Below are 24,974 nucleotides of genomic sequence, written 5' to 3' on the forward strand. Positions count from 1 at the left end.
CAGCCTGACAATTGGATTGGAGCGGGGCAACCCTGCCGTTGCGGAAACCTGATCGCCCTTAGGGCATGTCTTAACCCCGGAGCACCGCCTGCGCCATCACGTCATCGATCACCAACGCTGTCAGGTGCCCCCCGTTCAGGACAGAGCGCACCGGTTCCACCTTGGCAGGTCCCGCCGCAACACCAATTCGAACAGGGATTTGACGGGCTGTCTCTAACGGAAGGCTCACCAGCCGCGAATTCAGCGCGTTGTCACACAACACACCCTGCCCATCCACCAGATGCCCCAGCAACTCGGCCCGCACGCCATCCTGATACAGCTGGGCACGGCGGTCCTCGGGAATGGGATGCGCGCGATAATACGTTGCGCCGTCTCCGACAACCGCTCCAAGACCCATAAGTGAGACATTCGCCGCCCGCGCCATGTCCATCACATCGCTGATCGCACGCACGGACAAAAGCATGTCGCGCTCTCGCTGTGTATCAGCATGCAGCGGTGCGTGGATGAGGATCGCGGTTCCCCCCAACCCTTCGGCGATCCGGGTGGCGATATGATTCACATCTGTATAATATTGTCCCTGCACACCGCCGGTCATCGGCACAACGATATTCGACGTCGCCGCACCGGATTGCAGGTGGCCGGCCAAAGCGCTCAGTGTTTTGCCGCCCGAAATCGCCAGTACGTCCTCATCCCTCAGGATGTTCTGCAGGTATTGCGCCGCTGTTTTACTGACCAAATCCAAAGTCGTGTCGGCGTTTTCAGTCACCGTATCGACCACCAGACATTCAGACAAAGGCCAGCGTTTCTTGATCTGGTTTTCCAGATCGAACAGGCGTTGGAACGGGCTGTGGATGCGAAACTCGACCATGCCCATCTCGCGCCCCTGTTTGATCAGCCGGTTCACCTTGGCTGTCGACAGTTTGAGGCTGTTGGCAATCTCGGCCTGCAACTGACCCTCTTGGAAATGCAGGGTCAGAATACGGGCAATCAGGCGCAATGTGTCAGGATCGGGTCCGCTGGCGTTCAACTCTGGCTATCCTTTCTGCGCTGGGTCGGGGCCGCAAAAGGCTCTAGCACTCAATCACGCAATAGGTATAGCGCGGAATTCAGCTGCAGACGCGGGGAAAACGCCGGATCAGCGCCCGGTGCGTATCAAATCCGCCGCTTTTTCAGCGATCATCACCACCGGGGATGCCGTGTTGCCCGAAACGATTTTGGGCATGATCGAGGCATCCACAACACGCAGCCCCGTCAGACCGTACACTTTCAGATCGGTGTCCACCACCGCATTGGCATCCGAGCCCATTTTGCAGGTGCCCACGGGGTGGAAGATCGTGGTGGCAATATCGCCGACACCTTTCACAAGGTCCTCTTCGGTATCCATCGACGGACCCGGCAGGATCTCTTCGGGCTGATAGGGCCGCAGCGCTTTCGCCGTCATGATCTGGCGGGCTTGACGTACAGATTTTACGGCGACCTGCCGGTCATTGTCGGTCGACAGGTAATTGAGGCGAATGTCGGGCTGGGTTTGTACCTCAGCCCCCTGAATATGGCATGTCCCCACACTTTCGGGCCGCAGATTGCAGACCGAGACAGTAATGGCCGGAAATGGGTGCAGGGGATCGCCCAGCTTGTCCGTGGACAAAGGTTGCACGTGGTATTCCAGGTCCGGCGTGGCCAGATCGGGATTGGATTTGGTGAATATGCCAAACTGGCTGGGCGCCATCGACATCGGGCCGGATTGCGTCAACCCATATTGCAGCGCGATCTTCGCCTTTCCAATCAAGGAATTTGCCATCGTATTCAAGGTCTTGGCATTCTGAACCTTGAACACGGTGCGGATTTGCAGATGGTCTTGCAGATTTTCGCCCACGCCGGCGCTTTCATGGTGAACATTGATCCCATGCCCGGCCAGAACGTCGCGGCGCCCGACCCCCGACAGCTCCAGTATCTTGGGTGAGTTGATGGCCCCTGCGGCCAGCAGAACTTCGGCCCCGGCCCGCGCCTCATGCCGGGTGCCTTTGTGCACAAAGCACACGCCCGTCACCCGTTTGCCATCAAACAACAGCGATTGGGTTTCAGCATGGGTCAACACCCGCAGGTTGGGGCGTTTCATTGCGGGGCGCAGGAAACCCTTGGCTGTGTTCCAGCGCACGCCGTTGCGTTGGTTGACCTCGAAGAAACCCGTGCCTTCGTTGCTGCCATCGTTGAAATCCGCACGGGGCTGAATGCCGAACTCTTTGGCCCCGTCCTGCACAGCTTTCAGAATGTCCCATTGCACGCGTTGTCGGGACACCTTCCACTCACCACCGCCGCGATGCATGTCGCTGTCGCCCGCGTGGTGATCTTCGGATTTCAGAAAATAAGGCAGGACATCATCCCAGCCCCAGCCGGTATTGCCCAATTGCCGCCAGTGATCGTAATCCGCCGCCTGTCCGCGCATGTAGATCATGCCGTTGACCGAGGTGCAGCCGCCAAGAACCTTGCCCCGCGGATAGACCAGAGACCGCCCGTTCAGCCCCGGCTCGGGCGCGGTTTTCATCATCCAGTCGGTGCGCGGGTTGCCGATGCAATAGAGGTATCCCACCGGGATATGCACCCAGTGGTAATTGTCCGACCCGCCCGCTTCCAGCAGCAGCACCCGCGTTTTGGGGTCCTCGGTCAGGCGGTTGGCCAGAACACACCCGGCGGTGCCTGCGCCGACGATGATATAGTCGTATTCCCCATCAAGTTTGCGGGCGTCTGTCATTGGTCTGTTGTCTTTCTTGCTGCGCTGGCGCGAATATACACTTAATCCGCCTTTGGAACGCTATCCCAAAACCCGCGCATGGCCTGAATCAAAGCCAGATACTGCGCGTATCGCGTGTCATAATGGGCCTGCATTGCCGCATCTGGCAGAAACTCGGATTTGCGGCGGGTCATCTGGCCAATCGCCTCTTCGTAGGACCCGTAAGTGCCCGTCGCCACCGAGACCCCGATGGCCGCGCCCAACGCGCCGGTCTCCTGCGCCTCGGCCACATAGATCGGAACACCGAGACAATCGGCAAACATCTGCGGCCAGACCGGGCTGCGCGATCCGCCACCCGAAAGGACAGCGCGGTCAAAACGAACGTCTGCGGCCTGCAGAACCTCGACATGGCGGCGATGTTCGAACAGTACGCCTTCGAACAGGGCGCGCAGCATGTGGCCTTCGCCATGCCAGCCCGCAAGGCCATAGAACCCGCCCCGGAACGCGGCCCCCTGCCCCGAACCATAAAGGAACGGGTGAAAGAACGGATCATCCGATGCGGGGGTGACCTCGGCCACCTTGGCGTTGCAATAGCCGAACGGGTCATCGTGGTGCGCGCCGCGTTCGACGAATTCGCGCACATACCATTCCAGATTTGCCGCCGATGTGGCGCTGGATTCGATGTTCACAAACCGGTTTGGCCCAAAGCCTGACACCATGAACAGGTCGTCATTGACGGCAGGCGCGTCCGAGAACACCTGATTGATGCTCCAGGTCCCTGCGATGATCGAGGCTTCTCCGGCACGGACAACGCCCGAGCCCATGGCGCTGGACACCACGTCAAAATAGCCTCCGATCACCGGTGTGCCTGCGGCCAGACCCGTGGCCTCTGCCGCCTCGGGTGTGACTGTTCCGGCGATATCTGCGGGGTCGATCAGCCGGGGCAGCATGTCCCCAGCATCGCCCAGACCGTACAGGGCCAGCAGACCGTCATCATAGGTACCGTCCGGCATGCGCGTCAGGCCACAGCCCGACATGTCCGAGATGTCGCTGACCCGCTCACCGGTCAGTTTGTAGGTGATGAAATCCTTGCACAGCATAACCGTGCCGGTTTGGGCATAAATCTCGGGCCGGTGTCGTTTGATCCAGGCCAGCAGAACCGGAGTTTGCGATGGCCACGGCTTTTGCAGACAGATCGCATGCAGCGCATCGCCTGCAGCCTCGGACAATTCCCCGGCCATCTCAGCCGCGCGGGTATCCAGCGATTGAATGCCCACCAAGGGCGCACCCGCCTTGTCCAGCAGGTACAGCCCGTTGCCATGCCCGGCACAGCCGACGCCGATGATCTGATCAGGCGTGATCCCGGCCTCTTCGATACATCCGGCGATCACCTGCCGTGCATTCGACCAGAGCTCGTTCAGGTCACGTTCCACATGCCCCGGTTGCGGGGTCGAGGACTGCCCGTCCAGCGCCTGCATCGCCACCGGCTGCCCGTTCAGATCGAAGAGCACGGCCTTGATGACCGTGTTCCCCGCATCCAGTCCCAGAATATACCCGTTCTTAGCCACGGTTATAGATGTCCCACGCTTCTTCGCCGCTGGCCCCGTTGTGGATCATCGCCATCAGCGCCGCCACCACGGCCTTGGGGTTGTCATGCTGATAGATGTTGCGGCCATAGACCATCCCCTGCGCGCCCTGCGCCATCAGGGCGGCGGATTTCATCAGCACGTTCTTCAGGTCTTCCTTGCCGCCGCCGCGCACCAGAACCGGTACGCGCGCAGCTTCGATCACGCGGTGGAAATCCTCGGGGTTCTCAGTAGGATCCGCCTTGATAATATCCGCCCCCATTTCCGAGGCCAGACGCACCAGCGTCACGATCTTTTCCGCATTGCCATCCACCTGATAGCCACCCCGCACATCGTTGGGCAGCATGACCAGAGGTTCAATCATCAACGGCATCCCGTACTTGTGACAGGCCGCGCGCACCTTGCTGATGTTTTCGACGCATTGGCGGAACAGTTCCGGCTCATCGGGCAGCATGAAGAGGTTCACCACCACGGCGGCTGCATCCATTTCCAGCGCGCCGATGATCGGCTCATCCGCGTTTTGCAGCATCGACCACATGACCCGGTGGCGCTGATCGTTATAGGGGTTGCCCATGTCGATCCGCATCACCAGCGCGGGCTTGTCCTTTTCGGGCCGCGATTGCAGCAGGTCGGCCTGACCATAGGCACATTGGATCGCGTCCGGCTTGGCCCCGATCAGCGTGTCCATCACGCCTGCCATATCCTCAAGCCCGACCATAAAGCTGGGCTCGTTGCAGACCCCGTGGTCAATCGCCACGTCCAGACAGCCCCCATTGGTAAACATCCGGTTCATCCGGGCCTTGGTGCTTACGCGCATTCTGTTCTCCGTTCCTTGTTTCGTGCGGTCAGAGCCTCGGCGGACACGCCATAAAACTCGGACAATTCATGGATCAGGGTTTGAGTCTGATCGGTGATCTCTTGCGGGCTGAGGCCGCGTTCCTTGGCGAACATGCCGCCCAACCTGTCCAGCAGAGCCGCTGAAATCTGGCCCGTGATGGCCAGCGCGGTGCGCCGCAGGACAATGTCCGACAGCGTTTCCACAAATTCGGTGCGCATCAGCCAAACGATCTCGGCCTCGGTATATGGGCAGCCCTCATCCAACGGCGCGTCCGGCGCTGTCTGGCAGAACCGCCCCACATCTCTGGCCTGCGTGCCGTAATGCGCGATCAGATGCTGCACACGATCGGCTGAGATGCCGAACTCATCCATCAGCCTTTTCCGAAGGGTGGCTGTGTTGTCGGGGAATTGCGCCCCTCCTCCGATAGCCAGCCCAAGGGTCGTGGTTTTCCGTTGTTTCCCCAGCTCGGCCAGCACCTCATCCGCCGTCTGCTCACCAAAGGCGCGGAACGTGGTCCATTTGCCACCCACCATGCAGAATTGCGGCACGTCCCCGTCCAACCGACGCGTGTCGTGGCCGCGCGAAATCCGCCCGGTGAAGTCCTGATCGCTGCGCGGCAGGGGTCGGATGCCGCTATAGCTAAAGACCACCTGATCCGGCGCAATCTCAACGCCGGGAAAGACAAGGCCCAGAGATCCGAGGATATAGTCGGCCTCTTCCGGCTCACACCGCACCCGCGCGGCCTTGTCGACGCGAATATCGGTCGATCCGGCCAGAACTTTGCCCTGATAGGGAAACACGATGCAGACGCGCCCATCGGTGTTCTCAAAGTAAACCATATGCCCGCCAAGCGCCTGCAACAGGGCCGGGTTGTCGATAATCAGGTGCGAGCCTTTGGTGCCCGAAACCATCTGCTCATTGACAGCACCCCCCAGGTCGCGCGTCGTGTCGTCCAGCCAGGCGCCCGTGGCGTTCACGATCACCTTGGGTACAATCCGCATCGCCTGACCGCTGCGTCGGTCGGTGACGGCATAGCTGTCGCCCACCTTGGTCATTTCCGCGTAGTTGAGCGCGATGCACTCTGGCTCGGCGGCCTCGACATCGCGGATCATCTCAAGACACAGCCGTTCAGGATGGGTGATCTGCGCGTCGTAATAAACCGCCGACCGCGTGGCTTTGGGGGTCAGCTCGGGCCAGTCCTGTCGCGTGCGCGCAGCGCTGTTGAAATGGTGTTTCGGCAGAACACGCCGTTTGCGCGTCACCCAGTCATATAGCGAAAGGCCCAGTTTGATCGGCACCGCCCCCCGGCTTGAGGGTTTGCCTTGCCAGCCAAAGAAACTGGCCGCTGCATTGAACATACCCGAAAAGACAGAAGTGATCGGGATCACCGTCGGCAGGGGCTGAACCATATGCGGCGCGTTCAGCAAAAGCGCGTCACGCTCGCGCAGGGATTCCCGCACCAGATCAAACTCACCATTTTCCAGATAGCGCAACCCGCCATGGATCATTCGGGACGGGGCCGCACTGCAGCCCGAGGCAAAATCATTGCGCTCGACCAACAGCACCCGCAGCCCCTGCAAAGCCAGCTCGCGATAGACACCGATCCCGTTGACGCCACCGCCGATCACGACCGCATCAAACACCGCATCGCCACGCAGTTTTGTCAGGTTTTTCTGTCTTTGGTCTGACATGACGATCCCGTTCTTGACGCGGCAGATAGGCTTAGCTGTCCAGATCGCTCAGATGCGAAACGGCCTGGCGATTGATCTCGGCGATCTCGGTCTCGGACAGGCGCAATAGCCCTGCCTTTGCATTCTCGACCGCCTGCGCCGCATCGCGCGCCCCGCACAGCGAAAAGGTGATGCCGGGCTGCTGAACTGTCCACGCGATGACCGTTTGGGCCAGCGTCGCGCCATGCGCTTCGGCAATCGGTGCGATGGTCTCCATCAGGTCCGCGACCTTCTGCCGGTTGGCCATGGAAAAGCGCGGGTTGTCCTTGCGCTGATCATCGCCCGTGAATTCACGATCCGGCCCGATCTTGCCGCTGAGCAGCCCCAGCGCCAGCGAGGAATAGCTGAGGACCGACACGCCATTCTCACGACAGACTGGCAGCAGCGTGCCCTCGATGTCACGCTTGACCATCGAGTATTCTTCTTGAATCGCATCCAACTGACCGGCGGCGACATAGGCTTTGACCTCATCGACCGAGGTATTGCTGGCCCCGATGGATCGGATCTTGCCCTGCTGTTTCAGGGTCTCCAGCGCCTCCATCGTCTCAGCGATGGGGGTGGTCGGGTCCTGCCAGTGGGTGATGTAGTGGTCGATATAGTCGGTGCCCAGACGGGTCAGGCTTTGTTCGACCTCATGGATAATCGCGTCCTTGCCCAGGTAGCGATGTACCGGCTTTCCGTCATAGTCGAAGAAGTGGTTGCCCTTCTGCGTATGCCAGACCAGCCCGCATTTGGTGGCCAGAACCACCTGATCGCGGCGGCCTTTCAGCGCCTTGCCGACAATATCCTCGGCCACACCCTGCCCATAGGCGGGGGCCGTGTCGATCAGCGTTACGCCCGCATCGACCGACGCCTGAATCGCGGCGATGGACTTAGCCTCATCCGTGCCGCCCCACATCCAGCCGCCGATGGCCCATGTACCCAGACCGATGACCGAGGCCTCGATCCCGGATGCTCCGATTTCTCGTGTCAGCATCTCATGCGACATCCCGTGTTCCTTCCATTTCCTGTATGACTGCGGTCGCTGTCTCTTCGTCCAGGATCAGCGAATTGAGAAATTTGCCATTCAGCACGGCCTTGATTGGCAGCACTTTTTGCGCGCCCGCGCTGACCCCGATCACCCGGGTGCATTGCGCCAGATCAGGCGGGGCCACCGACACCAGCCGCGAATTCAGCGCATAGTTCGACACCGACCCGTCGATGTGGATCAGATGGGCCAGAAACTCTCCGATCACGCCCATGCCCATCAGCATCTTGCGGTCGGCCTCGGGCACCGGATGCAGGTCGTAATAGCTGGAACCCTCAGGCTCGATCGATCCGATCCCCACCAGCGCAACATTGGCGCGACGGGCCAGATCCATCACCTCGCGGATGGATGAGACCTGTGTCAGCATATCCCGCTGATCGCGGCTTTCGGCAAAGAGGGGCGCGTGCAGCAGCATGGTCTGCCCGCCCAACCGATCCGCCATCCGCGTCGCCAGATGGTTCACATCCGTGTAATACTTGCCCTGAATGCCCCCGGTCAGCGGCACCACGGTGACGTCAAAGGCGCGCTCGGCCTCCAACGCCTCAACCGTGGCACTGACCGCCTTACCGCCGGTGATCGCGATGACGTCCCCGTCGCGCAGCGTTTCCACCAGATGGCTGGCGGCGGCACGGCCGACCTGTTGCAAGGTCGTCTCGGCGCTGCCCGCGACCGAGGGCGTGACAATCGCATCGCTCAGCCCGGTCAGCTTGGTCAGGTTCCGTTCAATATCCATCAGGGCATCGAACGGGCTTTCCACGTCGATCTTGACCATGCCCATCTTGCGGCCCTGCGTGATCAGGCGGTTGACCTTGGAATTCGACAGGTTCAGATCGCGGGCAATGTCGGCCTGTTTCTTGCCCTCAAGGTAATGCAGGACCAGAACGGTGTGAATCTGCCGGATCAGTTCAAAGTCTTTCTTCTTTTCGACCATCACCCGCGCCTTTTGTTCAGGTAATGGTCGATGGTCACCGCCGCCAGCAGGATCGAGCCGCGAATGATGTCCTGCCAGTAGACCGACACATCCAGCAGCGCCAGCGAACTGGACACCAGCGACAGCAGGATCACGCCCAGAATTGCCCCAAGGATCGAGCCCGAGCCACCATTCAGGCTGGCCCCGCCGATCACGGCAGCGGCGATGATGGTCAGCTCCAGCCCCAGTCCAAACGTAGGTTGGGCTGAGCCGAACCGGGCCATGTAGATGATGCCAGCCACGCCACACAGGGTTGAACACAGGGTGGTGGTCAGAAAGATCACCTTTTTGGTGCGGATGCCGGAATAGGCGGCGGCCTTTTCGTTGCTGCCGGTGTAGAACACTTTGCGGAACATGGTTGTCCGGCGCAGCATGAAATCAAAGGCAATCACAAAGACCAGGAAAATGATGATCACAATCGGGATCGGCCCGATGGACCCCTGCCCGATGAACTTGAACTCGGGCGGCAGGGTATAAAGGCCCAGAGGTCGTCCCCCGGTGAACAGCAGGCAGGCACCGCGCGCAATCACCATGATCGCCAGCGATACGATGAAGTGGTGCAGGCCCACGCGGGTCACAAAGAACCCCATGAAAGCGCCGATCCCCGTACACAGCGCAATCGCCATGGCCGATGCCACCCAGGGATCAATCCCGCTCAGAAAAAGCCACCCCGCAATCACCATCGCCAGCGCGGTCACCGAGCCCACTGACAGGTCAATGCCCCCGGAAATCAGCAGGATCGTCATCCCAATCACCAGCAAACCATCGACGGCAAAGGCCATCGACATCGCCCGCATATTCGCCCAGGTCAGGAAATACGGCGAGGCAAAGGACATGATGACAAACAGCGCCAGAATGATGACGATCAGCCCGGTTTCCCGCATCCGGAACAAGCGCTTCAGAGGGGGTGTGCTGTCGGTCGCACCTGCTTGGTTCAGGTTCACGGTGTTGTCCATTTTCGTTTCTCCGCTCATGCGACCGTGGCCTGCGTGTCCAGGACCGAGGCAAGGTGCATGATGTTTTCTTCTGTCATCTCATCGCCCGTGACCTGCCCGCTGATGCGCCCTTCGCGCACCACCAGCACCCGGTCACAGACACCAATCAGTTCGGGCAGCTCGGACGAGATCACCACGATCCCCACGCCGTCTGTGGCCAGATCGCGCAGAATACGGTGAATCTCGGACTTTGCGCCCACATCGACCCCGCGGGTCGGTTCATCCAGAAAGATCAGGCGCGGATTGACCGAGAGCATCTTGGCCAGCGCCACCTTTTGCTGATTGCCCCCTGACAGGGACGACACCGGATCACTCAGCGACCCGCATTTCAGGTTCAGCTTGCGCCCCAACGCCTCGGCCTGCGCCTCTTCTGTGCCCGACTGGATCAGACCGATCCCGTTGGCCACCTGTTCAAGTTTCAGGGCCGAGATGTTGGCGGCGATGGGCAGGTCAAGGAACACGCCATCCCCTTTGCGGTCCTCGGACAAGTACACCATCCCCCTGGCGATACTGTCCTGATAGTTGCGCAGCTTCAGCTCTTCGCCGTTCAGCCAGACCTGACCGGTCACGTCGCCCTCAAGCTTGCAGATACCTTTGACGATCTCGCTGCGGCCAGCGCCGATCAGGCCCGCAATGCCCAGAATTTCACCTTTTTTCAGCGAAAAACTCACATCGCGGAAGCGCGTCGTCTCGGTCAGGTTGCGCACGTCGAGGATGACCTCATCCGACGGTGCGTCCTGCTTTTCGGGATACAGATTGTCGATCACCCGCCCGACCATCGCGTTGACCACATCGCTGGGCTGAATATCGGCCACGTTGTTGGTGACGATGTGCTGACCATCGCGGAACACGGATACCCGGTCGCAATTGTCGAATATCTCAACCATCCGGTGCGAGATATAGATGATCGAAATCCCCTGATCCGCCAGTTTGCGCATGATCCCGAACAGGGTCTGAGCCTCGGTTTCCGTGAGTGCGGCTGTAGGTTCATCCAGGATCAGAATGCGGCAATCCAGCGTCAGGGCCTTGGCGATCTCAACCAGCTGCTGGTTCGAAATCGAAAGGCTCTTCACCAGAACCGACGGGTCAATGTCGCTGAGCTGGCGGAACACCTCGACCGCGTCGCGTTCCAGCTTGCGGTAATCCATCAGCCACGACCGGCTGACATTGGTCTTGGCCATGAAAATGTTCTCGGCCACCGACACATCCGGGCACAGTGCGATTTCCTGATGCACAAAGCCGATGCCCAGTTGCTGTGCCATTGTGGGCGACGAGATTTTGACCGGCTTGCCATCCAAAATGATCTGGCCGCTGTCCGGTTGCAAAATCCCGTCGATCACGTTCATCAAGGTCGACTTGCCTGCGCCGTTTTCCCCTGCAATCGCGTGGATTTCCCCCTTGCGCAGTTCGAAATCGATTCCGCGCAGCGCTTTGACCGGGCCAAAGGATTTGCTGAGGTTCGATATCTGAAGGATCACGTCGTCTTGCATGGCAGCACCTTCTTGGGTGTTTCTTATTCGTTGCTGGAACCGCCCGCGGACATAGGAACTGCGCGGGCGGCTCGCTGGGGAGGGTCCCGATCAGGCCGGATCGCGGCCTTCCATGTAGACGTTCAGGTCAAAGCTGTCGGCATTGTCCTTGGTGATGACGGCAAAGCCATTATCCATGAACGGGATCTGAACCGGGTTGAAACCGCTGGTCTTCCAGTCGTTGAACGGATCGAAGATGTCCGAACGATTGGCCAGATGCACTGCCATGAACCCCATGAAGCCCTGCACGCCCTGGTTCGGGTTCAGCGACATGTGGATGTTGCCCGCGCGGATATGCTCCAGCGTGGTGGGCGTCACGTCCGCGTGCATGATCAAAATGTCTGATCCGGCCTCAAGCTTTGCAGCAACCGCACCCTCGGCCGAGCCCGCCTCGGGAATCCAGATCGCGGCCACATTCGGATTGGCCTGAATGATCGAGGCCGTCGCACGATATGCGGCGTTGCTGTCCTGGTTTGTCGCCTGACGGCCAACCAGTTTCATGTTCGGATAGTTCGCTTCCATATACGCGATCAGCGAGGTCACGCGCAGGTCATGGTTCGACTGACCCGGGTTCTCAAGAACCGCATATTCAGCGCTGTCACCCACCTGCTTGACGATCTCTTCCGCTGCGAACTTTGCCTCGGCATGGTTGTCCGAAGTGATATAGCCGGTGCGGTTGGAATTGGGGCTGTCAGCGGCAAAGGTCACGATCTCGGTGCCGTTTTCGATGGCACGGTTGATCGGCTCGATGAACGGGTCGGACTGCATCGGGTGCAACAGAACACCGGCGGGTGATTTCACCAGATCCTGCTCGAAAGAGGCGATCTGTTTGGTGATGTCATAATCCGGCGTCCCTGAGAACACGGTCTCGCACCCAAAGGCCTCGGCAGCCTGTTTAAAGCCCTGATAGACCGGAACCCAATAGGGATGACCCGAGACCATGACATTCATGATATAAGTCTCGCCCGGTTCACACATGATCCCCTCGGCCGAGGCGGGTGCAGCTGTCAGACCAGCCACCGCAATGGCAGCAGATGCAATAACACTGTTGGTTTTATTGAATTTCATTGGACTCCTCCCAGAGTGCGTTCTTGCTTTGGCGTCGTTTTCATCCTCCAAAACGAACATCCGCAAGAAATTTCACGTCATGCTTCTTATTGCATAACGCAAGTCATAATGACCGCTCAAGAGGTCCGTCAACAAAGTTTGATTTTTTTCTTTTGGCGTGAAATAAATTTCATTCACACACTGCGGGCAGCGCATTAAAGCCGGCCCCACAGGACCGGCTTACAATCGCTTATGCTGAAGTGAAGCGCTGGCGCGCAAACCTATCGCATCACGAAGGGGTCCGGGATCGGATCGTCGCTGGTGCGCAACCAGACCGCCTTGGTCTTGGTGTATTCAAGCGCGGCCTCAACGCCGCCCTCACGCCCATGCCCGGACAGGCCAAAGCCGCCAAACGGCGCAATCGGGCTGACGGCGCGGTAGGTGTTGACCCAAACGATGCCCGCACGAATGCCCCGCATCATCCGATGCGCGCGGGTCAAATCGCGGGTGAAGAGGCCCGAGGCCAGACCGAACTGCGTGTCATTGGCGATGTCCAGCGCCTCGACCTCGGTGTCAAAGCTGAGGACCGATAGAACCGGGCCAAAGAATTCATCTGTCACGCAGGGCGCGTCGGGGGCGTCGGTGCAATCCAGAATGGTCGGCGGGAAAAAATATCCCCCGCCCTCAGGCACCTGCCCGCCTGTGACCAGCCGCGCGCCCTGCGCAACGGATCGGTCAATCAGGTCCAACGCATGGTCGCGCTGCCGCAAGGTGCACAGCGGACCAACCTCGGTCGCCATGTCCTGCGGTGATCCGATCACCACGTTTTCGGCCTTTTCCTTCAGCCGGGCCAGAAATTCGTCCTTGATCGAGCGCTGGATCACAAGGCGCGAACCGGCCACACAGCTTTGCCCGGTGGCCGCGAAAATCCCCGAGACTTGCGCATTCACAGCACTATCAAGGTCTGCGTCTTCAAACACGATGAACGGGGATTTGCCGCCCAGCTCCAGCGAGGTCGAGGCCAGATTGTCTGCCGAATTGCGCACGATATGGCGCGCGGTCGCGGGGCCACCGGTAAAGGCCACATGGGCCACTTTCGGATGGCTGGTCAGGACCGAACCGCAGTCAGGCCCGAACCCGGTGATGATATTCAAAACACCCTTTGGGAACCCCGCCTGATCAAAGATACGGGCGAATTCCAGCATCGGCGCGGGGCCTTCCTCGCTGGCCTTCAGAACAACGGTGCAACCCGCCGCCAAAGCCGGTCCGATCTTGACCGCCGACAGGAACAGTTGCGAGTTCCACGGCACCACCGCCGCCACGACGCCCACAGGTTCACGCCGCAGCCAAACCTGCATGTCCGGCTTGTCGATCGGCAGAAACGCCCCTTCGATCTTGTCAGCCAGCCCTGCGTAGTACCGGTAATATTCGGCGACATAAGCGATCTGGGCTGATGTCTCGCGAATGATCTTGCCGGTGTCGCGGGTTTCAAGCTCGGCCAATTGCTGTGCATTTTCAGCGATCAGCTCTGACAGGCGCAGCAAAAGCTTGCCCCGCTGCGTCGCTGTCATGTTGGCCCATTCGGGATCAAAAAATGCCCGCTCAGCAGCATCAACCGCCCGGTTCACATCCTCGGCACGGGCCTCGGGCATCAACGCCCATGGCTGGCCTGTTGCCGGGTCCTTGCTTTCGAACTGCGCGGCCCCGTCCGAGAAGGCACCGTCGATATACTGCTGAAACTGTTGCATAAACTGTCCTTACTGAAAGGCGGGCATCACGTCCGAGATGAACCGCTCAAGCGAGGCTTTCTTGCGCTCAAACGGCATCGAGCTGTCGATCCAGAAGGAATACTCATCATATCCCATGGCCTCGTATTTCTTGAGCCGCGCGACCAGTTCGTCAGCGGTGCCGATGGCCAGATCGCGCTGAATTGCTTCGGGCGTATAGAACGGATGCGCGGCGATGTCTTCATCCGTCAACGGGTCCATCAGGCCCTGGTTGATCTCGCGCTTGTTCATGAACCAGGCACCGAAATAGTTGTAAAACCGGTTCAATTCCACCGCCGCCTGTTTCGCATCCTCGGCATCGCTGGCGACATACGTGTGCAATAGCAACATGATGCTGGGGCGCGGCTGATCGGGGAACTTGGCGCAGGCGTCGTTGAACTTGCCCATCAGCGATTCAATCTCGGGGTCGCCGTTCCACAGCGGTGTCACCTGCACATTGCAGCCTTTCGACACGGCAAATTCATGGCTGTTAGGGTCCCGTGCGGCGACCCATATCGGCGGGCCGCCCTGTTGAACCGGCTCGGGCGCAGCGGTGGTTTTGGGGAACTGCCAGAACTCTCCGTCATGCGCATAATCCCCGGCCCAGAGCTTCTGAACAGCCGGAACCAGCTCGCGCATGCGCAGCCCGGCCTCCCACGCGTCCATACCCGGCATCATGCGCTCATACTCAAAGGAATAGGCCCCGCGCGCGATACCCAGCTCCAACCGGCCATCGGTGATCAGATCCGTCATCGCCGCCTCACCCGCCAGACGGATCGGATGCCAGAAGGGTGCGATCACCGTGCCGGTGCCCAGGCGCACATTTTTGGTCTTGTTGGCAAGGTCCACCAGATTGATGAAGGGGTTCGGCGCGATGGTGAAATTCATCCCGTGATGCTCACCCGTCCAGACCGAGCTGAACCCGGCCTCATCCGCGATCTGACACAGCTGCACGAACTCCTCATAAAGCTGTTTCTGATCTTCCTTCGGATCGATGCGCTCCATATGTGCAAAAAGCGAAAACTTCATTGCGTTACTCTTTTTCAGATGAGATCGGGCGGACTTTGCCGCTGACCTGATTGCCAAGATAAACCCCGAAATTGCCCATGCGGCTTTCCTGAGCGAACCGTTCAAGCATGGTGCACATCGCGGCATCGGCGATGTCCATCAGGGTGGTTTCGGTCAGCTCGGTAAAGGTGCCTTGGGTGGGTTCGCCCTCGGCCGCCTGACACAGGAAAGAGATGTGCTGTTGTTCGCGCGCTTCATCTTCGTAGACGGAATAGATGAACCCCGGATCGGCACTGACGCCGCATTGCTCGATCAGACGGGTCAGGGCGGCGGTGGCCCCGTTCTTTCCGGTTCTGGTTTCGGGCAGGGTCAATCGCCCCTGATCATTGCCGATCAGCAGCACCTTGCCCTCACGCTCGATCAGCGCGGATACGATCAGGTTCGTGCTCTGGCTCAGCGCTTCGGCTTCAGCCGCCGGGGTGACATAGGCACCACGGGCATAACCCAGCCCCGGCGCGGTCGAGGTGTCAAAGGCTTCGACCTTGCCGATCAGGATCAGATGATCCCCGGCCTCGACCGTTTTGAAGGTCGCGCAGTCAAACCAGGCCGAGACGCCCTCGAACACGGGCGACCCTACGGGACCGGGGTGCCAGTCCACGGCGGCAAAGCGATCTTCGACCGGGCGGGCAAAGGTGTTGGACACATCCTTTTGCGATTCAGACAGGATATTGACGGCAAAGCCCTTGGCATTGGCAAACGCCTCATAGTTCCGGGAACTGTTGGCCAGACAGACCGACACCAGCGCCGGATCCAGCGACACCGAACTGAACGAGTTCGCGGTAAAGCCCAGCGGATTGCCGTCCTCGTCATGGGTGGTCACGACCGTAACGCCGGTCATGAACGTGCCAAACGCGTTTCTCAACGCGCGCGGGTCAAAACCTGTCATGCCGTTTCCTTTTCCTCTATCGGGGCCTGCAACCAATCGAACAGTATCGCATTGACCTGTTCCGGCGCAGTCAGATTGACCATATGACGCTCACCTTCAATGACGGCAGCGCGCCCCAATGGCGCGGCATCGGCCATGGCCTGCGCCATGTCAGGTGTCGAGTTCGGGTCCAGCGCGCCGGTCAACGCCAGCAGCGGGCAGCGGATATCAGAAAACCCATCCGCATATTCCTTATCCCCGGCCGCAAAGGCCCCATACGCATCCGCGTAAGCTTTGAGGTTCACCGAAGACAGCCAGCCCGCGACCTTGGCGCGGGCGTCCTGTTCCATCGGGGTATCACCGAACCACCGTTTCAGCGGCGTTTCCAGATCAAAGCTGCCCTTGCGGATCTGATGCGCGCGGGCTGTGACCGCATCGCGGGCGGCCTGCGTGCGGCGAAACACGCCGTTCAGCAGGGCAACACGTGCAACCATCTGTGGATAGGACACAGCATACCCACCCGATATCAGCGCACCCATCGAGTGACCCGCCAAATAGATCGGACCCAAATCCAGCGCGGCAACGACCGCATGCAGCCACGCCACATAATCCGGCAGCTGAGGCTCACCGGACAACGCGTCGCTGCCCCCATGGCCCGGCATATCCAGCGCAATGACGCGGTATTGCGCTGAAAACGCCTCGATCTGCGGCTGCCAGGCGGCAGACTGCATGCCCACGCCATGGATCAGAACCAGCGGGGCGCCCTGCCCCGCCTGCCGGTAGGTCACACACCCGTAAGGCTTAGACAGCTGCAGGGTTGTCGACGTCATGGCCCAGTTCCTTGAGGTCCTGATAGCGATCTCCGATGCGGTGATGCGGACGTCCACCGATCGAAGCGCCCAAGGCGATCACGATCTCATCCGGCGCGGGCGCATCGGCGACCGAAAGCTGAATGGTCAGGTAGTGGCTGCGCCTGCCGCCATCGTTCTTGTCCATCAGCGGGATTTGCAGCGGCGCATTCGCGGGACCGCGCGTATTGGTGAAGGCCAGATAGGATTTCGCGCCCACCGCCTCACGATAATGGTTGCCGAACCGCAGCGTGTGGATGAGGGCCGAGGCATGCTCGACCTCGCCATTCACGCCGACGATAGCCGATTTGCCATAGCCTTCGACTTTGTCGCCGCCACCCGCCGCATCCAGGATCATCCCGGTCAGCAGCTCACCCAGACCCGGCGCGCAATCATGGATCGCAGGGCGCAAGTCTTCGACAAAACCCTGACCAGCCCAAGGGTTCCTGATCACGGCTATCGCCGCGATCATCTTCAGCGGCGTCTCGGCGGTTTTGCCACCTTCGATCAAAGTCTCTTCGACATGCAACAGTGTTTTTCGAATTTCGGCCGGCATTGCTGTGGCTCCATCACAGGAAGATTCTTGCTTCAGTAAGATGGTATACCATCATGCCAAATGTCAATTCCAGAGTCATTGCCACCCGGTGAAACCAAAGGGAAAGCCATGCAAGAAGGTAAGCGCGCGCGACCGCTCAGAAGTCTGAAACGCAAAAACTGTCTAGTCTTTCAGGTGAGGGATTTCACAGTGTAACGTCGCCCAAGACAGGCAACGACCGATCACATCACAACAAGCCCTCAATCAGGGCGATATCGGCCTGACAAGCCCCTGCGCGTTTTTCGCGCGCGGCACGATACTGGGCCGAATTGTAGCACGCACGTGCCTGCTCGATACTGTCAAACTCGATGATGACCCGGCGTTGCCACGCGCGACCTTCAAGGGTTTTGGCCTCGCCACGTGCCAGAAACCGACCCCCATAGACCTGGAATGCCTCCGGTGCGAGGGCCTGATATTCGGAATAGGCATCAGGGTCGGTTACGGTAACATTGGCGATCCAATAGCCTTTGGGCTGATCTGTCATTTCTCAGTTTCTTCCATGGCAAAAACACGTTCGGCGACCGAGGCCGCCTCGTCCAGATGGCATTCAACGGCCTTGTGGGCCGCATCGGGATCGCCGGATATGACAGCCTCGCAAATCTCTTCCATATACGCGATACCGGGGCGGGTTCGGTCATCAGATGTAAGCGTCAACATGCGCAACCTGCTAATCCGCCCGTTCAGACGTTGAACAATTTCCCAGGCAATGTGATGACCCGCGCCCTGAAAAATCTCTTGATAGAAATCCGACGTCGCACGGAACAAAGCCCCCCGCGTTTTGCCCACAGATTCCTTTTGCAGACGTTTCAGCGCAGCCCCCAGTTTGCGAGAGATATCGCTATCGATATTCTGCGCACATTGCCGGGCGGCGGCGGTTTCCAAAAGACGGCGAATACCATAGATTTGCCGGGCGTCATCCCAGCTCATCGAGGCAACGATGGGCCCGTGGCCGGGCAGGATTTCCACCAGACCTTCGGCCTCAAGATAGCGGATCGTTTCCCGAATGACGGTTCGGCTGACGCCAAGCTGTTCGCACAGCGGACGTTCAACCAGACGCTCACCGGGTTGGAAAACACCTTCCACGATGGCTTCGCGCATCCGCTCTTGAACCATATCCCGCAAGGTGGCCGGCTGATGATCGATCTTGGACAGCTTGGGAGTGGTCATAGTTCAGATTTCTAGTTGCGGCGCATCGGTAAGACAAGCTGGATTCAGCATACCATATTATGGCGTTCCGTGTTGTCTTTGGTTTAGCCGGTTTTCTTACTTTATCTGATGTTATTCTTCGACATAATGAGCGAATGTATCGTTATGCCCAAAGCCTTGTCGCCTTTGTCGCCGTGGGACAAACCGGCGCTTTTGTCAAAGCGGCCAAGCAGTTGGGCGTTACACCTTCAGTCATCAGCCACCATATCTCGCGGCTTGAGGATGAGATGGGCGAGACGCTGATCCACAGAACCACGCGCAAGCTGACCCTGTCAGAAAACGGACGCCAATTGTTCGAAGCCGCCCAACGGGGGTTGGAAGGCATCGAACTGGCCATCCAGCGGATCGAGGCCGGATCAGACCATATCGCAGGCGCGCTGCGCATCGCTCTGCCCGCCTTTGTCCCCGACCCCAAACTAGAGGCGCGGGTGATGGAATTTGTCCGCCGTTATCCCAATGTTGCCCTGACCTTGGAATACACCGATCACATCAAGGATCTGGTTGCGGACTCTTTTGATCTGGCCATCCGCGTCGGTGACCTGCCGGATTCGAACCTGACCCGCAGGAAAATCGGCTCGGTTCAACACGTGTTCACGGCAACCCCTGATTTCCTACTGCGTCACGGGCCCGTCATTTTGCCCCAAGATCTTGAGCCGATGCCCTTCGTATCCATGGGACCCGCTGGGGATGTGTTCACACTGACCCGGGCAAAAAAAGTCGAAAACGTCACCTTGGATGTCAGCCAGCTAAGCGTTCAGAATGTTCTGGCCGCCAAGGCGGGAACGCTGGCCGGTGTGGGGTTTGGCTACCTGCCCGTGACCCTGATCGGGGATGAGCTGGCCTCGGGGGCCCTGCAGCATTTGTTGCCGGACTGGTCCTTGCCCAAGCTAACGATTCAAGCCGTTTGGTCCGGAAGCTCGCGCCGTCAAAGTCTGGCGCGGCGGTTTGTCGATTTCCTGTGCGAGTAAGGTCAGCGACCCTGTCAGGCCGCCCGCTGCAACGAATGCGGTGAGAACCCGAAATGCTTGCGGAAGCATTTTGAGAAATGGTCCGCCGAGGCAAAACCACAGGCAATTGCAACATCCAGCACCCGCATATCGGTTTGCTGCAACAGGGTGCGCGCCCGTTCCAGCCGCAAACGGGTCATGTAGTTCTTGGGGCTGGTTCCGACATATTTCTGGAACAATCGCTCAAGCTGCCGCGTGGACAGCCCGACCGTTTCCGCAACCCATGTTGGCGACAGCGGCGATTCCAGATTGTCGTGGATGTATGTCACTGCACTGGCCAGCTTTTCGTGGCGCGTGCCCAAACGGCACAGATCGGTCTGCGTCTGCCTGCCATCCTTGAGACGGACCGAGGCGTGCAACAACTCATCAGCCACCTGAGACGCGACGGTTTGCCCGCATTTCTGCGTGATCATGGATGAAAACAGATCCAGCGTGGTCACCCCGCCGCCACAGGTGGCAATCGGTCTGGCGTCTTCGTAGACCGAGCAGACGGCCTCGACGCTTGGGAACAGTTCGATCATCACCGGCTGCTGCTTCCAATGGGTGCTGAGCCGCTGACCGGCCGTCACACCCGCGCTGGCCAGGATGCTTGCGCCACCCCCCAGACCACAAAGCTGTACGCCAAATCGACCGGCCTGACGCAGCCAGGATTTCAAACCATTGGAAATGGTTCGATCCACGGTCATCGGACCGCAAATTACAATGCTATCGCCGCGGCGCGTCTTGGGTAACGGGCCGTCAACGGCCACCGTCATCCCTGATGAGGATGTCACTGGCGCGCCGGTTTCGCTGACGATGCTCCACTCAAAAACAGCCTGCTCAGAGGCGGCATTCGCCGCCCCCAATGAATCGATACCCGAGCCCAGTTCAAGTGCCGAAAATCCGGGCGTCAGAAGGAAAATGAACGTGTTCAGATCCGCCACTCTGACGCTGGTCTCTGCAAAACTGATCTCGGGTCGACCCATTTCGGCTTTCCTTTCTTAGGCCCGCATATTGGCGCCATTGGCGTCATACGCAGGCGCGCCCAGCACCTCGGCGTCGTAGAACTCGCCCAGGATTTCCACCTGCAACTTTGTTCCCGGCACCGCGCTGTCGGATGCGACGTAGCCCATCGCCATCGACTTGCCGACACGGTGGCCGTAACCGCCGGACGAGACATAGCCGACCGCTTCGCCGTCTTTCAGGATCGCTTCGTCGTTCGAGACATCGATGCCGTCCACGTCGATGGTCATGGTGACCAGCTTGCGGGCTACGCCATCTGCCTTGAACTTTTCGGTGGCTTCCTTGCCGACAAAGTCCTTCTTCCAGTTGATGAAGACATCCATGCCGGATTCGACCGCGTTAAAGTCGGGGCGGAAATCGGTGGTCCAGACGCCCCAGCCTTTTTCAAGGCGCAGCGACATCAGTGCACGTGCACCGTACCAGCGATAGCCCAGATCGGCCCCGGCCTCTTCGATCGCCTCGGCCAGACGCAGCAGGTACATCGGCTTGCAGTAGATCTCAAAGCCCAGCTCGCCCGAGAACGAGATGCGGTTCAGGATCACCGGCACGCCGCCCACGAAGGTCTTGCGCAGATCGCGGAACTTCAGCGCATCGGCGCTGACGTCATCGTGGGTGATGCGGGCAAGCAGGTCGCGCGATTTGGGGCCGGACAGGGCGATCCCGTGCCAGTCATCCGAGACATTGGCATAGCTCACATCCGCAGGCAGGTCCTTTTGGAACCAGCGGCTGTGCGCATCCTGCATCGCACCCGAACCGAACAGCATGAAGTGATCGTCGCCCAGACACGCCACGGTCAGGTCACCGTAGAGACGGCCCTTTTCGGTCAGCATCGGGGTCAGCGCCAGACGGCCGGGTTTCGGCACGTAACCCGCCAGAGTGCGGTTCAGATATTCACGCGCACCAGCGCCCTTGAACTCGTGCTTGGCAAAGTTTGCGATCTCGATGCCACCCACGGCCTCTTGCACGGCTTTGACTTCGCGCGCCACATAGTCGTGCGAACGGTTCCGCTCAAAAGTCGGGGTTTCATGCGCGTCTTCGGCATTGTCGGCAAACCACAGGGCGTTTTCCAGACCAAAGCCCTGACCCATCACTGCGCCCTTGTCGATCAGCCGATCATAGAGCGCGGTGGTTTTCTGCATCCGCCCCTTGGGCAGCGTTTCGTTCGGGAAGGTCATCACGAAGCGACGTTCGTAGTTTTCCGAGGACTTGATGGTGCCCCAGTCCGGCGTTGCGAACTCACCAAATCGCGCCACGTCCATCGCCCAGACGTCGATCGAAGGCTCGCCGTCGATCATCCATTCGGCCATGGTCAGGCCAACGCCGCCGCCCTGACAGAAGCCTGCCATGACGCCCACGGCGACCCAGTAGTTTTTCATGCCCGGAACCGGACCGATCATCGGGTTGCCATCGGGGCCGAAGGTGAACGGGCCGTTGATCGTGTCCTTGATGCCGGATTCGCCGATGGCGGGGATACGCTCGAACGACATTTCCAGACGATCGGCGATGCGGTCCAGATCGGGTTGCAGCAACTCGTGGCCGAAATCCCATGGCGTGCCGTCGACCTTCCACGGGGTCGATTTCGGCTCATAGGTGCCCAGAAGCATGCCGTGGCGTTCCTGACGGAAATAGATGTTGGCCTCATAGTCGATGCCCGCGGGCAGACGACCGGCTTCGCCCATGCTTTCCATGCGGTCCTTGATCATCGGGATCGCGTCGGTGATCAGATAGTGGTGCTCCATCGGCTGAACCGGCAGGTGGATGCCCGACATATGGCCGACTTCACGCGCCCACAGGCCGCCGCAGTTCACGACCTGCTCGGCGTTGATGACGCCTTTGGGGGTGGTCAGGTCCCAGCTGCCATCGGGGCGCTGGCTCATCGACGTCACGCCGCAATGGGTGAAATATTGCGCGCCATGATGACGGGCGGATTTCGCAAAAGCATAGGTTGCGCCCGAGGGGTCCACGTCGCCGTCCTGCTCATCCCAGAGCGCGGCGTGATAGTGTTTGGGGTCGATCAGCGGGTGACGCTCGGCCAGTTCCTGCGGGCTGATGAACTCCTGATGCAGACCCATATAGCGGGCTTTCGAGCGTTCGCGCTTCAGATAGTCGTACCATTCCTTGGTCGACGCCGCATAGAAACCACCGGTGATGTGCATGCCGACGGAATGGCCCGAGGTTTCCTCGATCTCTTTGTACAGATCGATGGTATAGCTTTGCAGGCGCGAGATGTTGGGGTCCGAGCTGATCGTGTGAATCTGACCCGCCGCGTGCCAGCTGGAGCCGGAGGTCAGTTCATCGCGTTCCAACAGGACAACGTCTTTCCAGCCAAACTTGGCCAGGTGAAAGAGGATCGAACAGCCCACAACTCCGCCGCCGATGACGACGACCTTAGCGTGGGAAGGCAGTTGTTTGCCGGATGTGGTTTCGTCTTTTTGAATCTCGGGCATAAGAGGGTCCTGTGTCTTTTGTGGGGTTGGGGGAAGGGGGCTGTCTGCCCCCTCTTGAGCCTGTGGCTCAATTCACCCCCGAGGATATTTTTGGCCAGATGAAGAGATCCGGGGTTTAGTACCAGGCGTCCGGGATTTCTTCTTTGCGTTTGGCAACATAGGCGGCCAGTTCTTCTTTCTTGGCCTCGTCCATCGCGGGGGGCTGGTATTCGTTCAGCATCTGGTTCCAGCGCTCATAGGCGCGGCGGCGCATGTCTTTGGAGCCGCCTTCCTCCCAGCTTTCGACATTCTCGCTGTCGCTGAGCTTGGGTTCGTAGAAGGCCGTCTGGTAGTTGCGCATGGTGTGGGCGCAGCCCAGGAAATGACCGCCTGCGTCCACTTCGCCATAGGCGTCGCGGGCAAAGGCGTCATCGCTGGTGTCCAGACCTTGACTGAGGACCTTCTGGTATGAGCCCAGACGGTCGGCATCCATGATCAACTTTTCAAAGCCGGTGCACAGGCCCCCTTCGAGCCAACCCGCCGAGTGCAGAACGAAATTGGCACCCGCCAGCATGGTTGAATGCATCGAGTCGGCGGATTCGTAGGCGGCCTGCGCGTCCTCGATCTTGGAGGCGGTCAGCGAGCCGCCGCAGCGCAGGGGCAGACCTGCGCGGCGCGCCAGTTGGCCGATGGCGTAGTTCGACATCACCGGCTCGGGCATACCAAAGGTAGGCGCACCGGATTTCAGCGACATGGACGACAGGAAGTTGCCCAGAACAAAGGGCGCGCCGGGGCGCAGCAGTTGGACATAGGCGCAGACCATCATCGCCTCGGCCATGGCCTGTGCAACGCTGGCGGCGGTGCTGACCGGGCCCATCGCGCCGGACAGGATGAACGGCACCACGATCAGACCCTGACCGCGCGACGAATAAACCCGTGCCGATTCCGTCACCACGCGGTCCACCAACAGCGGAGAGTTCGTGTTCACGTTGCCCATGATCACGCAGTTGTCTTCCATGAAATCCGCGCCAAAGACGATCTCGGCCATGTCGACGCTGTCCTGTGCGCGGCTCATCTCGGTGATGGCACCCAGATGCGGCTTGTCGCTGAGCGTCATGTGGGCGAACATCATGTCCAGATGGCGTTTGCTGACCGGCACGTCGCAGGGTTCGCAGGTGACAAAGCCACCGTGGTGCAGGTTCGGGTGCATGTAGGTCAGTTTGACCAGCTTTTCGAACGACTCGATATCGCCATAGCGGCGGCCGCCTTCCAGATCACGCACGAAGGGCGCACCATAAACCGGCGCGAACACCTGATTGCCATCGCCAATGACGACCGAACGTTCAGGATTGCGGGCGACCTGAGTAAAGCTTTTGGGGGCCTTGGCGCAAAGGCTGCGAATCCACTGCGCATCGGCGCGAACAAGGTCACCTTCGATTCTTGCCCCTTCGCGGCGCCACAGCTCCAGCGCCTCGGGGTCGTCGCGAAACGCAATCCCGACCTCTTCGAAAATCCAGTCGACCTGTGCCTCAAGGCGCTGCAGATCCTCTTCATTCAAAGGATCAAAAAACGCCAAGCGTCGCTGGATATAGGGGGATGCCGGAACTGAACCGGCCTCTGAACCGCGGGAACGGGATTGACGCGCGCGCCGAGCCATTGTGAGCTACTCCATTTTTTCGCGCGACTTTAACGATTGAGGGCCGGGTTGTGACGCTTGTAAATTTGAATGGTTAGCATAAAA

The 24,974-nt window shown here is 59.7% G+C and carries 21 protein-coding genes; 1 reads left to right on the plus strand and 20 read right to left on the minus strand.

Annotated elements, in window-relative coordinates; all coding sequences use genetic code 11:
- Positions 1–70: 70 nt before the first annotated feature.
- The 17 genes from ACRZ94_RS16060 to ACRZ94_RS16140 all read right to left on the minus strand — a co-directional run bounded on the left by ACRZ94_RS16060 (position 71) and on the right by ACRZ94_RS16140 (position 18,759).
- Complete coding sequence (locus ACRZ94_RS16060; protein WP_480797818.1) at positions 71–1,027, minus strand: sugar-binding transcriptional regulator; 957 nt, start codon at positions 1,025–1,027, stop codon at positions 71–73.
- A gap of 108 nt (positions 1,028–1,135) precedes the next feature.
- Positions 1,136–2,749, minus strand: a complete 1,614-nt coding sequence (locus ACRZ94_RS16065) for a GMC family oxidoreductase (protein WP_480797819.1) — start codon at positions 2,747–2,749, stop codon at positions 1,136–1,138.
- A gap of 41 nt (positions 2,750–2,790) precedes the next feature.
- Positions 2,791–4,296: an FGGY-family carbohydrate kinase gene (locus tag ACRZ94_RS16070; RefSeq protein ID WP_480655100.1), complete on the minus strand. Its 1,506-nt coding sequence runs from the start codon at positions 4,294–4,296 to the stop codon at positions 2,791–2,793.
- Positions 4,289–5,131, minus strand: a complete 843-nt coding sequence (locus ACRZ94_RS16075) for a class I fructose-bisphosphate aldolase (protein WP_480655102.1) — start codon at positions 5,129–5,131, stop codon at positions 4,289–4,291. Before ACRZ94_RS16075 ends, ACRZ94_RS16070 begins: the two co-directional genes overlap by 8 nt.
- Entirely contained in the window at positions 5,122–6,843 is a 1,722-nt protein-coding gene (locus ACRZ94_RS16080) for a glycerol-3-phosphate dehydrogenase/oxidase (protein ID WP_480655103.1), read from the minus strand. The genes ACRZ94_RS16075 and ACRZ94_RS16080 overlap by 10 nt, the downstream gene beginning before the upstream one ends.
- Positions 6,844–6,874: 31 nt before the next feature.
- On the minus strand, positions 6,875–7,870 hold the full coding sequence (locus ACRZ94_RS16085; RefSeq protein ID WP_480655105.1) for an aldo/keto reductase: 996 nt from the start codon (positions 7,868–7,870) through the stop codon (positions 6,875–6,877).
- Positions 7,860–8,840 carry a sugar-binding transcriptional regulator gene (locus ACRZ94_RS16090; protein ID WP_480655107.1) on the minus strand — a complete coding sequence of 327 codons (981 nt, stop codon included), beginning with the start codon at positions 8,838–8,840 and terminating at the stop codon, positions 7,860–7,862. Before ACRZ94_RS16090 ends, ACRZ94_RS16085 begins: the two co-directional genes overlap by 11 nt.
- Positions 8,840–9,853 carry an ABC transporter permease gene (locus ACRZ94_RS16095; RefSeq protein WP_480655109.1) on the minus strand — a complete coding sequence of 338 codons (1,014 nt, stop codon included), beginning with the start codon at positions 9,851–9,853 and terminating at the stop codon, positions 8,840–8,842. The genes ACRZ94_RS16090 and ACRZ94_RS16095 overlap by 1 nt, the downstream gene beginning before the upstream one ends.
- On the minus strand, positions 9,850–11,364 hold the full coding sequence (locus ACRZ94_RS16100) for a sugar ABC transporter ATP-binding protein (RefSeq protein WP_480797820.1): 1,515 nt from the start codon (positions 11,362–11,364) through the stop codon (positions 9,850–9,852). Before ACRZ94_RS16100 ends, ACRZ94_RS16095 begins: the two co-directional genes overlap by 4 nt.
- A gap of 90 nt (positions 11,365–11,454) precedes the next feature.
- Positions 11,455–12,471 carry a substrate-binding domain-containing protein gene (locus ACRZ94_RS16105; RefSeq protein WP_480655113.1) on the minus strand — a complete coding sequence of 339 codons (1,017 nt, stop codon included), beginning with the start codon at positions 12,469–12,471 and terminating at the stop codon, positions 11,455–11,457.
- 260 nt (positions 12,472–12,731) lie between these two features.
- Positions 12,732–14,198, minus strand: coding sequence for an aldehyde dehydrogenase (locus ACRZ94_RS16110; RefSeq protein WP_480655115.1), 1,467 nt, complete (start codon positions 14,196–14,198; stop codon positions 12,732–12,734).
- A gap of 9 nt (positions 14,199–14,207) precedes the next feature.
- A complete protein-coding gene (locus ACRZ94_RS16115; RefSeq protein WP_480655117.1) occupies positions 14,208–15,245 on the minus strand; it encodes an LLM class flavin-dependent oxidoreductase in 1,038 nt (345 codons plus the stop codon).
- 4 nt (positions 15,246–15,249) lie between these two features.
- The gene (locus tag ACRZ94_RS16120) at positions 15,250–16,170 is read right to left on the minus strand and encodes a flavin reductase (protein ID WP_480655119.1); all 921 of its coding nucleotides are present in this window, start codon (positions 16,168–16,170) and stop codon (positions 15,250–15,252) included.
- Complete coding sequence (locus ACRZ94_RS16125; RefSeq protein ID WP_480797821.1) at positions 16,167–16,979, minus strand: alpha/beta fold hydrolase; 813 nt, start codon at positions 16,977–16,979, stop codon at positions 16,167–16,169. Before ACRZ94_RS16125 ends, ACRZ94_RS16120 begins: the two co-directional genes overlap by 4 nt.
- Positions 16,951–17,553 (minus strand): amino acid synthesis family protein, encoded by a 603-nt coding sequence (locus ACRZ94_RS16130; RefSeq protein WP_480655122.1) that lies wholly within the window; start codon positions 17,551–17,553, stop codon positions 16,951–16,953. The genes ACRZ94_RS16125 and ACRZ94_RS16130 overlap by 29 nt, the downstream gene beginning before the upstream one ends.
- A gap of 226 nt (positions 17,554–17,779) precedes the next feature.
- The gene (locus tag ACRZ94_RS16135; protein WP_480797822.1) at positions 17,780–18,076 is read right to left on the minus strand and encodes a DUF1330 domain-containing protein; all 297 of its coding nucleotides are present in this window, start codon (positions 18,074–18,076) and stop codon (positions 17,780–17,782) included.
- A complete protein-coding gene (locus ACRZ94_RS16140) occupies positions 18,073–18,759 on the minus strand; it encodes a GntR family transcriptional regulator (protein WP_480655126.1) in 687 nt (228 codons plus the stop codon). Before ACRZ94_RS16140 ends, ACRZ94_RS16135 begins: the two co-directional genes overlap by 4 nt.
- 134 nt (positions 18,760–18,893) lie before the next feature.
- Between ACRZ94_RS16140 and ACRZ94_RS16145 the strand changes: the two genes are divergently transcribed.
- Positions 18,894–19,766 carry a LysR family transcriptional regulator gene (locus ACRZ94_RS16145; protein ID WP_480797823.1) on the plus strand — a complete coding sequence of 291 codons (873 nt, stop codon included), beginning with the start codon at positions 18,894–18,896 and terminating at the stop codon, positions 19,764–19,766.
- A 14-nt stretch (positions 19,767–19,780) separates the two neighbouring features.
- Here ACRZ94_RS16145 and ACRZ94_RS16150 read toward each other — a convergent pair whose 3' ends face one another.
- The 3 genes from ACRZ94_RS16150 to ACRZ94_RS16160 form a co-directional block, all read right to left on the minus strand.
- Positions 19,781–20,770 (minus strand): GlxA family transcriptional regulator, encoded by a 990-nt coding sequence (locus ACRZ94_RS16150; protein ID WP_480797824.1) that lies wholly within the window; start codon positions 20,768–20,770, stop codon positions 19,781–19,783.
- Between the two features lie 15 nt (positions 20,771–20,785).
- Complete coding sequence (locus ACRZ94_RS16155) at positions 20,786–23,254, minus strand: GcvT family protein (protein WP_480797825.1); 2,469 nt, start codon at positions 23,252–23,254, stop codon at positions 20,786–20,788.
- A 115-nt stretch (positions 23,255–23,369) separates the two neighbouring features.
- Positions 23,370–24,890 carry a trimethylamine methyltransferase family protein gene (locus ACRZ94_RS16160; RefSeq protein ID WP_480797826.1) on the minus strand — a complete coding sequence of 507 codons (1,521 nt, stop codon included), beginning with the start codon at positions 24,888–24,890 and terminating at the stop codon, positions 23,370–23,372.
- Positions 24,891–24,974: the final 84 nt, after the last annotated feature.

Source organism: Ruegeria sp. CH10, from assembly GCF_056537125.1.